Origin of the sequence: Streptomyces sp. NPDC056948 (genome assembly GCF_042674225.1) — a bacterium.
GTDB classification, from domain to species: domain Bacteria; phylum Actinomycetota; class Actinomycetes; order Streptomycetales; family Streptomycetaceae; genus Streptomyces; species Streptomyces purpurascens.
On the sequence record NZ_JBHUQX010000370.1, the window covers coordinates 1 to 9,656 of the forward strand.

At 72.1% G+C, this 9,656-nt stretch carries 11 protein-coding genes; all 11 read left to right on the top strand.

Going from position 1 to position 9,656, the window contains the following annotated elements; genetic code table 11:
- Window positions 1–483: 483 nt before the first annotated feature.
- Window positions 484–2,430: a sensor histidine kinase gene (locus tag ACFTZL_RS34515; RefSeq protein ID WP_382591122.1), complete on the top strand. Its 1,947-nt coding sequence runs from the start codon at window positions 484–486 to the stop codon at window positions 2,428–2,430.
- A 68-nt stretch (window positions 2,431–2,498) separates the two neighbouring features.
- Entirely contained in the window at window positions 2,499–2,933 is a 435-nt protein-coding gene (locus ACFTZL_RS34520) for a roadblock/LC7 domain-containing protein (protein WP_382591125.1), read from the top strand.
- 2 nt (window positions 2,934–2,935) lie between these two features.
- Window positions 2,936–3,307: a DUF742 domain-containing protein gene (locus ACFTZL_RS34525; RefSeq protein WP_382486274.1), complete on the top strand. Its 372-nt coding sequence runs from the start codon at window positions 2,936–2,938 to the stop codon at window positions 3,305–3,307.
- Entirely contained in the window at window positions 3,285–3,914 is a 630-nt protein-coding gene (locus ACFTZL_RS34530; protein ID WP_382591128.1) for an ATP/GTP-binding protein, read from the top strand. The genes ACFTZL_RS34525 and ACFTZL_RS34530 overlap by 23 nt, the downstream gene beginning before the upstream one ends.
- Window positions 3,915–3,975: 61 nt before the next feature.
- A complete protein-coding gene (locus tag ACFTZL_RS34535) occupies window positions 3,976–4,548 on the top strand; it encodes a GAF domain-containing protein (protein WP_382591131.1) in 573 nt (190 codons plus the stop codon).
- A gap of 181 nt (window positions 4,549–4,729) precedes the next feature.
- On the top strand, window positions 4,730–5,758 hold the full coding sequence (gene tdh / locus ACFTZL_RS34540) for an L-threonine 3-dehydrogenase (RefSeq protein ID WP_382591133.1): 1,029 nt from the start codon (window positions 4,730–4,732) through the stop codon (window positions 5,756–5,758).
- Between the two features lie 35 nt (window positions 5,759–5,793).
- A complete protein-coding gene (locus tag ACFTZL_RS34545; protein ID WP_382591136.1) occupies window positions 5,794–6,996 on the top strand; it encodes a glycine C-acetyltransferase in 1,203 nt (400 codons plus the stop codon).
- A 26-nt stretch (window positions 6,997–7,022) separates the two neighbouring features.
- Entirely contained in the window at window positions 7,023–7,940 is a 918-nt protein-coding gene (locus ACFTZL_RS34550) for a LysR family transcriptional regulator (protein ID WP_382591139.1), read from the top strand.
- 46 nt (window positions 7,941–7,986) lie between these two features.
- On the top strand, window positions 7,987–8,565 hold the full coding sequence (locus ACFTZL_RS34555) for a helix-turn-helix domain-containing protein (protein ID WP_382591142.1): 579 nt from the start codon (window positions 7,987–7,989) through the stop codon (window positions 8,563–8,565).
- Window positions 8,562–9,095 (top strand): GNAT family N-acetyltransferase, encoded by a 534-nt coding sequence (locus ACFTZL_RS34560; RefSeq protein ID WP_382591145.1) that lies wholly within the window; start codon window positions 8,562–8,564, stop codon window positions 9,093–9,095. The genes ACFTZL_RS34555 and ACFTZL_RS34560 overlap by 4 nt, the downstream gene beginning before the upstream one ends.
- A 30-nt stretch (window positions 9,096–9,125) precedes the next feature.
- Window positions 9,126–9,485, top strand: a complete 360-nt coding sequence (locus ACFTZL_RS34565; protein WP_382591149.1) for an MmcQ/YjbR family DNA-binding protein — start codon at window positions 9,126–9,128, stop codon at window positions 9,483–9,485.
- Window positions 9,486–9,656: the final 171 nt, after the last annotated feature.

Here is a 9,656-nt window from a genome sequence, read left to right on the forward strand (position 1 = left end):
GCCCGGCCCTCGCCGTTTCCGTGTGCCCGCTTCTGACCAGGTCGGATCGAGCTGTGTCCATTCGTGGCCAGGTGTGTGACGGGGTTATCGGTCTGTCGTACGAGACCTCATACCAGAGCGGGACGCTCACCGTATGAGTTTGTCAACTGCCCACCGCACATGATGCGCTGGCGACTACTGTCAGTGGCCGTCGGGAAACAGGGCGGATCAGGGAGCGGGGACCGGCACGTGCAGGCGCAAGGCGGACGAGGGAGTAGACGCGACGGGGATTCCCGCCGCCCACGCACCACCGACGCCGGTACGGCTACGGCCGTGGCCCCCGGCCCGGGCCAGGACCCGGATTCCGGTCGCGTCGGAGCCGGGCGGAGGCGGGGAGCGTCCGGGCAGGCGGCCCGGAGGGCGCGGCAGCGGCCACGCGAGCCCGATCGCACGCCCGCGAGCCCCCCTGGCACCCAGGACCGACGGACCAGCACGAGGACACCGATGTCTCACCTCCGCGCCCCGGCCACACGCGCAGACCGCCGTGAGGGCGGGCGGCACGGGCGGCCGGCCGCCCGCACCGCACCCGCGCTGCCCGAGACCCACATACGGCCCCAGCTACTGCGTCTCGCGGTGCTGCCGCCCGTCGCCGTCGCCCTCAGCGGCTGTGCCGCCGTCCTTTTCACCGTCCGGTCCACCGGAGCGCGGCCGGGCCTGACGCTGTGGGCCGTGCTCGCCGGGGCGGTCTCGGTGACCCTCGTCGGCATCGTCGTCGCCGCGGTGGCCGCCAACCGGGCCGCCCGGTCCGTGCACGACCGCATCGGTGTCCTGCGCCGCGCCACCGCGCGGCGTGAGGCCGACCTGCGCGGCCTGGTCGAGACGCTGCGCCGCGGCGACGGCCCGCCGCAGCACGCTCCCGACGATCAGCGCGGCGGTCCCGCCGAGGACGCCGACGACTTCGACTTCCTCGCCGCCGACCTGACCCGTGCGCACGACGGCGCCCTCACCGCCGTCGTCGAGGCCGCGCAGCTCTCCAGCCAGGCGGGCAGCGAACAGAAGCTCGAGGTGTTCGTCAACCTCGCCCGACGCCTGCAGTCACTGGTGCACCGCGAGATCTCCATCCTCGACGAGCTGGAGAACGAGATGGAGGACCCCGAGCTGCTCAAGGGGCTCTTCCACGTCGACCACCTCGCCACCCGCATCCGCCGGCACGCCGAGAACCTCGCCGTGCTCGGCGGGGCGGTCTCCCGCCGCCAGTGGAGCAACCCGGTCTCCATGACCGAGGTGCTGCGCTCGGCCATCGCCGAGGTCGAGCAGTACTCGCGGGTCAAACTCGTGCCGCCGATCGACGGCACCCTGCGCGGCCACGCCGTCGCCGACGTCATCCACCTCCTGGCCGAACTCGTCGAGAACGCCACGGTGTTCTCCGCCCCGCAGACCCAGGTGCTGCTGCGCGCCAACCTCGTCACCTCCGGGCTCGCCGTCGAGGTCGAGGACCGCGGACTCGGCATGCCCGTCGAGGAGCAGACGCGGATGAACGCCCTGCTGGCCGACCCGGACCAGGTGAACGTCGCCCGGCTCCTCGCGGACGGACGCATCGGCCTGTTCGTGGTCTCACAGCTCGCCCGGCGGCACGGGATCAACGTCCGCCTCCAGACCAACATCTACGGCGGAGTGCAGGCGGTGCTCGTCGTGCCGCAGGCGCTGCTGGGGGCGGAGGCGGGGGCGTCGGAGGGCGCTGGGCAGCCGGAGGGCGGGCAGTCCGGTGCCGGTGCCGGGACGCTGCCCGAGGCGGGAGCCCGGACAGTGTCCGGCGAGGTCGGCCCTGGAGGCTCGACCGACTCCGGATCCGCGCCCGCGTCAGGGTCCTCGACGGTGTACGGATTCTCGTCCGTGTCGGGTGTCGCGTCCGAGGCACGGCAGCCGGTCCCGCCCTCCGCGTCTGCCGCGTCCCGAGCGCACCAGCGGGACGCCGGACCGGACTTGGGCGGAACGCCGACGAACGGCAGCCCCGCGCCCCTGCCCGTGCGCGGGACCCGTCGGGAGCGCCCCACCCCGGCCGAGGCACGGCCCGGGATCAGCCCGGACGACCGGCGCGTCCTCGCCGGGAACGTGACCGAGCCGCCCACTCCCCGCAACGGCACCGTGCGCGGCACCATGGGCAAACCCCAACTGCCCCGCCGCCGCGCCCAGGAGCACATCGCACCCCAGTTGCGCGACGGTCCCACGCCGCGCCAGGACCCCGAGTACCTCGTCGGCCACGACCCCGGTCTGATGGCGGCCTTCCAGCGCGGCATCGGCCTCGCCGAGGCGCAACAGCACATGGAGTCAGGGGACATGGGCCGGGGCGACAGGGAGCAGCCGACGCACATCGAGCCGGCACACCTGGAGCCGGTGCACACCGACCACAGCACCACCGCCCGGCGGGACGGGAGCGCACCCGCCGGATGACCACTCCCGTTTCCACCCCCACTCCCAGCGCTCCCGCAGACCTTCGTACCCCAAGGAGTCGATCCACCATGGCGAGCGATGCGCCGACCGCGCAGGTATCCGATCTCGACTGGCTGATGAGCGGCCTCGTGCAGCGCGTACCGCACACGAACGCCGCCGTGCTCCTGTCCTGCGACGGGCTCGTGAAGTCCGTGCACGGCCTCGACCCGGACAGCGCCGACCACATGGCCGCCCTGGCCTCCGGCCTGTACTCCCTCGGCCGCAGCGCCGGTGTCCGCTTCGGCGACGGCGGTGACGTACGGCAGGTCGTCGTCGAACTCGACTCGACCCTGCTGTTCGTCACCACCGCCGGCTCCGGCACCTGCCTGGCCGTGCTCGCCGGCCGGGAGGCCGACGCGGCCGTGCTCGGCTACGAGATGGCGATGCTCGTCAAGAGCGTTCGCCCCTACCTGGTCACCGCTCCCCGGCAGCAGTCCGTCGAATCCCCGGCGATGAGGCCTTGACCGTGACGGCGGCCGGTGACGGGCCCTGGCTCGACGACGCGGCCGGGCGGCTGGTGCGCCCGTTCACCGTCAGCAACGGCCGCACCCGTCCCACCGTCGCGCTCGACCTCATGTCGCAGCTGATGGCCACCGGGGCGACCCCCCTCGGCTACCTCGGCCCCGAGCACACACAGGCGCTCGACCTGTGCCGCGCGCCCGTCGCGGTCGCCGAGGTCGCCGCCCATCTGAAACTGCCGGTGGCCGTCACCAAGGTGCTGCTGGCAGACCTCGTGGACTGCGGGGCGCTGACCACCAAACCCCCCGCGTTCTACCACAACCCGACGGACCGGGCTCTTCTGGAGGCAGTGCTCGATGGACTACGACGACAGCTCTGACTACGCCGACGGACCGCGCGGCAGCGCCGATCCGTTCCCCACCGCGCTCAAGATCCTGGTCGCGGGCGGGTTCGGTGTGGGCAAGACGACCTTCGTCGGCGCGGTCAGCGAGATCGCGCCGCTCAGTACAGAGGAGCTTCTCACCACCGTCAGTGCCGCGACCGACAACCTCGACGGCATCGAGAACAAGGTCGAGACGACCGTGGCCATGGACTTCGGCCGCATCACCCTCGACCCCGCACATGTGCTGTACCTGTTCGGCACACCCGGCCAGGAACGGTTCTGGTTCATGTGGGACGAGCTGTGCGAGGGCGCTCTCGGGGCGGTCATCCTCGCCGACACCCGCCGCCTGGAGGAGTGTTTCGCGGCGGTCGACTTCTTCGAACAGCGCGGCCTCGGCTTCATCATCGCCGTCAACGAGTTCGACGGTTCCCATCGCTACGACCCCGAGGAGGTGCGCGCGGCCCTCGACCTGACCGAGGACGTCCCCGTCGTGTGCTGCGACGCCCGGATCTCCAGCTCCGGGGTCCGGACCCTGCTGACCCTCGTGCGCCACCTCATCGCCCACACCCCGGCCCCCACGACGGGGTACGGCGCCCACATGTGACCCCATAACACCTGCCACGGAGCCCCTGTATGACGCATGCCCACACTTCGCGAGTACGCCCATGAGCTACGACCCGCCGCGCCCGGCCGGTCGTCTGCTGCTCACCCCCGAGGACAAGGAGGCCCCCGCCCGCACCCACCGACTGCGCCGGTTGGGTCTGGGGGAGCGCCCCGAACCCGCACTCGACGCCTTCGCACGAAGCCTCGCCGAACTCACCGGGGCGCCGTACGCCATGGTCAACTTCCCCGACGAGCAGCGGCAGTTCTACGCCGGCCTGTACGTCCCGGCTGTCGCGCCGGTGGTGCGCGGCGACGGCACCAGCCCACAGGTGGGCCGTGCCCTGCCCCGCGACCATGGCTTCTGCCCCCATGTGGTGGCGCGACGCAAGGCCCTGGTCCTGGAGGACGTCCGCGACTATCCGCGGTTCGCGGGCAATCCGGTGGTCGACGAGTTCGGTATCCGCACCTATCTGGGGGCACCGCTCCTCGACGGCACGGGGCTGGTTCTGGGCACGGTCAGTGTCGCCGACGTCGAGCCGAGGCCCTGGGGGAAGCCGGGCCTCACGGCCATCAAGGAACACGCCGCGCACCTGGTCCTGCGGCTGGAGGGTCTGGACGGCTCGCTGCCGTACTGAACGCCCGGGTTTCCGTGGCGCCCCCGAGGGCGTGAAGGAAAGCTGAGGCGGCGCTTAAGAAATCCTCGATGGACCGGTGCGGCCGCCGTACGGCAGATTGCAGTGCGATCCCACTCCTCTCCCGGCCCAGGGGCTTCTTCGGCATGTCCGGAGCCGGGACTCACCCACAGGAGCCATAGCGGTGAAGGCGCTGGTCAAAGAGAAGGCGGAGCCCGGGCTGTGGCTCACGGACGTCCCGGAGCCCGCCGTCGGGCCCGGCGACGTACTGATCAAGGTGCTGCGCACCGGTATCTGCGGCACCGACCTGCACATCAGAGCCTGGGACGGCTGGGCGCGGCAGGCCATCAGCACCCCGCTCGTGCTCGGGCACGAGTTCGTCGGCGAGGTCGTCGAGACCGGACGGGACGTCACCGACATCGGCATCGGCGACCGAGTGAGCGGCGAGGGCCATCTGGTGTGTGGCAAGTGCCGCAACTGCCAGGCGGGCCGCCGTCATCTGTGCCGGGCCACCGTGGGGCTGGGTGTGGGCAGGGACGGGGCGTTCGCCGAGTACGTGGCGCTGCCCGCCGCCAACGTCTGGGTGCACCGGGTGCCCGTCGACCTCGACGTGGCCGCGATCTTCGACCCGTTCGGCAACGCCGTGCACACCGCCCTGTCGTTCCCGCTCGTCGGCGAGGACGTCCTGATCACCGGCGCGGGTCCCATCGGTCTGATGGCCGCGGCCGTGGCCAGGCACGCCGGCGCCCGCAACGTCGTGATCACCGACGTCAGCCCGGAGCGGCTGGAGCTGGCCCGCAAGGTCGGGGTGAGCCTCGCGCTCGATGTCTCCGGCGCCACCATCGCCGACGGGCAGCGCGCGCTCGGTCTGCGCGAGGGCTTCGACATCGGCCTGGAGATGTCCGGCCGCCCCGAGGCCATGCGCGACATGATCGCCAACATGACGCACGGCGGCCGGATCGCGATGCTCGGCCTGCCCGCCGAGGAGTTCCCCGTCGACTGGGCCCGGATCGTCACCTCGATGATCACCGTCAAGGGCATCTACGGCCGCGAGATGTTCGAGACCTGGTACGCGATGTCCGTACTGCTCGAGGGCGGCCTCGACCTCGCGCCCGTCATCACCGGCCGGTACGGCTACCGCGACTTCGAGGCGGCGTTCGCCGACGCGGCGAGCGGCCGCGGCGGCAAGGTCATCCTCGACTGGACCGCGTAACCCCCTGTCCCGCAAGCACTTTAGGAGCCCCTCTCATGTTCGACTCCGTGCGCGACGACCTGCGCGCCGCCCTCGACGAGATCCGCGCCGCCGGCCTGCACAAGCCCGAGCGCGTGATCGGCACCCCGCAGTCCGCCACCGTGAACGTCACCGCGGGCGGCCGCCCCGGCGAGGTCCTCAACTTCTGCGCCAACAACTACCTCGGCCTCGCCGACCACCCCGAGGTCGTCGCCGCCGCCCACGAGGCCCTGGACCGCTGGGGCTACGGCATGGCCTCCGTCCGCTTCATCTGCGGTACGCAGGAGGTGCACAAGGAACTCGAGGCGCGGCTGTCGGCGTTCCTCGGCCAGGAGGACACGATCCTGTACTCCTCCTGCTTCGACGCCAACGGCGGTGTGTTCGAGACGCTGCTCGGCCCGGAGGACGCGGTCATCTCCGACGCGCTCAACCACGCGTCGATCATCGACGGCATCCGGCTGTCCAAGGCCCGCCGCCTGCGCTACGCCAACCGTGACCTGGCCGAGCTGGAGGCCCGGCTGAAGGAGGCGTCCGACGCGCGTCGCCGGCTGATCGTCACCGACGGCGTCTTCTCCATGGACGGCTATGTGGCGCCGCTGCGCGAGATCTGCGACCTGGCCGACCGCTACGACGCGATGGTCATGGTCGACGACTCGCACGCCGTCGGTTTCGTCGGTCCCGGCGGGCGCGGCACGCCCGAGCTGCACGGCGTCATGGACCGCGTCGACATCATCACCGGCACCCTCGGCAAGGCCCTCGGCGGCGCGTCCGGCGGCTATGTGGCGGCCCGCGCCGAGATCGTCGCCCTGCTGCGCCAGCGCTCCCGGCCGTATCTCTTCTCCAACACGCTCGCCCCGGTGATCGCGGCGGCCTCCCTGAAGGTCATCGACCTGCTGGAGTCCGCGGACGACCTGCGCGTCCGGCTCGCCGAGAACACCGCCCTCTTCCGCGGCCGCATGACCGAGGAGGGCTTCGAGATCCTCCCCGGCGACCACGCCATCGCGCCCGTGATGATCGGCGACGCGACCAAGGCGGGCCGCCTCGCGGAGCTGCTGCTGGAGCGCGGCGTGTACGTGATCGGCTTCTCCTACCCGGTCGTGCCGCAGGGGCAGGCCCGGATCCGGGTACAGCTGTCGGCCGCGCACTCGACGGAGGACGTCAACCGCGCGGTGGACGCGTTCGTGGCGGCGCGGGCCGAGCTGGACGCCGAGCAGGTCTGAGCGGTGCATTTGAGACAATCGATCGCATGATCGAAGCGCGGCGGCTCCACATCCTCCGTGCGGTGGCGGACCACCGTACGGTGACGGCGGCTGCCGCCGCGCTGTACCTCACCCCGTCGGCCGTGTCCCAGCAGCTCGCCGCGCTGGAGCAGGAGACCGGACACCGGCTCGTCGAGCGCGGCGCCAAGGGCGTACGGCTCACCCCCGCCGGCGAGATCCTGCTCAACCACACCAACGCGGTCCTCGCCCAGCTGGAGCGGGCCGAGGCCGAGCTGGCCGCGTACAGCTCGGGAGCGGCGGGCACCGTCACGGTCGCCTCCTTCGCTACCGGCATCGCCCTGGTCGTGGCGCCCGCGGTGGCCCGGCTCGCCGAGTCCGCGCCCGGGATCCGCATCCGCGTCCAGGACGCCGAGGGCGACGCCAGCCTGCCGATGGTGCTGGACCGGCAGGTCGATGTCGCCGTCGCCGTCGAGTACCGCGGGGCCCCGGCCGCCGACGATCCGCGACTGGCCCACGTCCCGCTGTACGCCGAGCCCTTCGACGCGGTCGTGCCTGTCACCCACCGCCTGGCCGGCGCGCCGGAGGTCCCGCTCGCCGAACTGGCCAAGGACCCCTGGATCGGCCCGTACCCCGGCAACCCCTGCCACGACGTGGTGGTCCTGGCCTGCGAGACCGCCGGCTTCCAGCCCCGCATGGAGCACTCCTCGGACGATTTCCGCGCGGTCGTCGCCCTCGCCTCCGCCGACGCCGGCGTCGCCCTGGTACCGCGTTCGGCGCTGCGCGGCATGGACCTCACGGGCGTGGTCGTCCGCCCCGTCGACGGCACGGCCCCCACCCGGCGGGTCTTCGCCGCCGTACGCCGGGGAGCCGAGGAGCATCCCCTGATCAGCCCGGTGCTGGACGCGCTCGGTGCGGCGGCCCAGGCGCAGCCGCTGCCGGTGTGAGGACTGCGAAACCTCGGTGTCTCATATCCGGGATAGCGTCCCGAATGTGAGAAACGACGACGATGGTGCGGACCCGGTCGACACCCGGCTGGGCGTCCGCCTGGCCGAGCTGCGGGCCGAACACGGCTGGTCCCTGGGCGAGTTGGCCGACCGCAGCGGAGTGAGCCGGTCCACCCTGTCCCGGGCCGAGCGGGCGGAGATCAGCCCCACGGCCTCGCTGCTGAACCGTCTGTGCGCCGTCTACGGGCGGACCATGTCCCAGTTGCTCAGCGAGGTCGAGGCCGAGCCGGCACCCGTGGTGCGGGCGGCCGACCAGCCCCTGTGGCAGGACCAGGCCTCCGGTTTCGTACGGCGGTCCGTGTCCCCGCCGCACTCCGCCCTGCGCGGCGAACTCGTCGAGGCCCGCCTCTCGCCCGGCGCCGACATCGCCTACGACCGTCCGCCCGTCGCCGGTCTCGAGCAGCACATCTGGGTGCTGGAAGGCGCCCTCGACGTGACCGCGCAGGACACCGAACACCACCTCGGCACCGGCGACTGCCTGCGCATGCGCGTGTGGGGGCCGACCCGGTTCCGGTGTGACGCTCCCGAGGGCGTGCGGTATCTGCTGGCGGTGGTGCGGCCGTGATCGTCAACCGTCTCGAAGAAGCTCGACTCCGCAAGACAGTCGGGGAGTTGGCCAGCCTGCTGGCCGACACCGTCGACGCCGGTGCCTCGGTCGGCTTCCTCGCCCCGCTCGACCGCGCGGAGGCTCTCGCCTGGTGGGAGGAGCGGGCCGCCGACGTGGCGGCGGGCCGGCTCGTCGTGTGGGCGGCGTACGACGGGGACCGGGTGCTGGGCACCGTGAGCCTCGCCTTCCCCGGCAAGGTCAACAGCCGTCACCGCGCCGAACTCGTCAAGCTCATGGTGGACCCGGACGCCCGCGGACGCGGCCTCGGCCGCAGGCTCCTGGCGACGGCGGAGGACGCCGCCGCGGCGGCCGGGGTCACCCTCCTGCACCTGGACACGGAGACCGGCAGCCCCGCCGAGCGGCTGTACCGGTCCGCAGGCTGGACCGCGATCGGTGCGATCCCCGACTACGCGGCGAGCCCCGACGGAGTGCTCCGCCCGACGACGATCTACTACAAGCGCGTTCCGGCAGTCGCTCTCACCAGGTGATTGTCAGTGGGAGCGGCTACCGTGCCTGCCATGCCGGATGCCGAAGACGTACGACGTATCGCCCTCTCCTTCCCGGACACGACGGAGAAGATCGCCTGGAGCATGCCCACGTTCCGGGTCGCGGGAAAGATGTTCGCGACCTTGCCGGAGGAAGAGACGTCCGTCGCCGTGCGCTGCCCCAAAGTGGAGCGGGACGAACTGGTGCTCGCCGAGCCGAAGAAATTCTGGATCGCCGACCACGAGGCGTCGTTCGCCTGGGTGCGGGCCCGGCTCGACGCGCTGGAGGGCGAGGACGAACTGCGGGACATCCTCGGCGACTCCTGGCGCCAGGCGGCCCCGAACCGGCTCCTGGAGGCGCATCCCCGGCTGGGACTCCCGACGGCGGAGTGATGTCCCCGGGAGGGTCGGCCCCCGGAAACGGATGCGCGATCACCGGCGCGAGTGCGGTATTGTTTCCCTGCGCGTTCGGCCGGGGGAACCCCCAGGTCAGACGGGCAACGGGACGTGGCGCAGCTTGGTAGCGCACTTGACTGGGGGTCAAGGGGTCGCAGGTTCAAATCC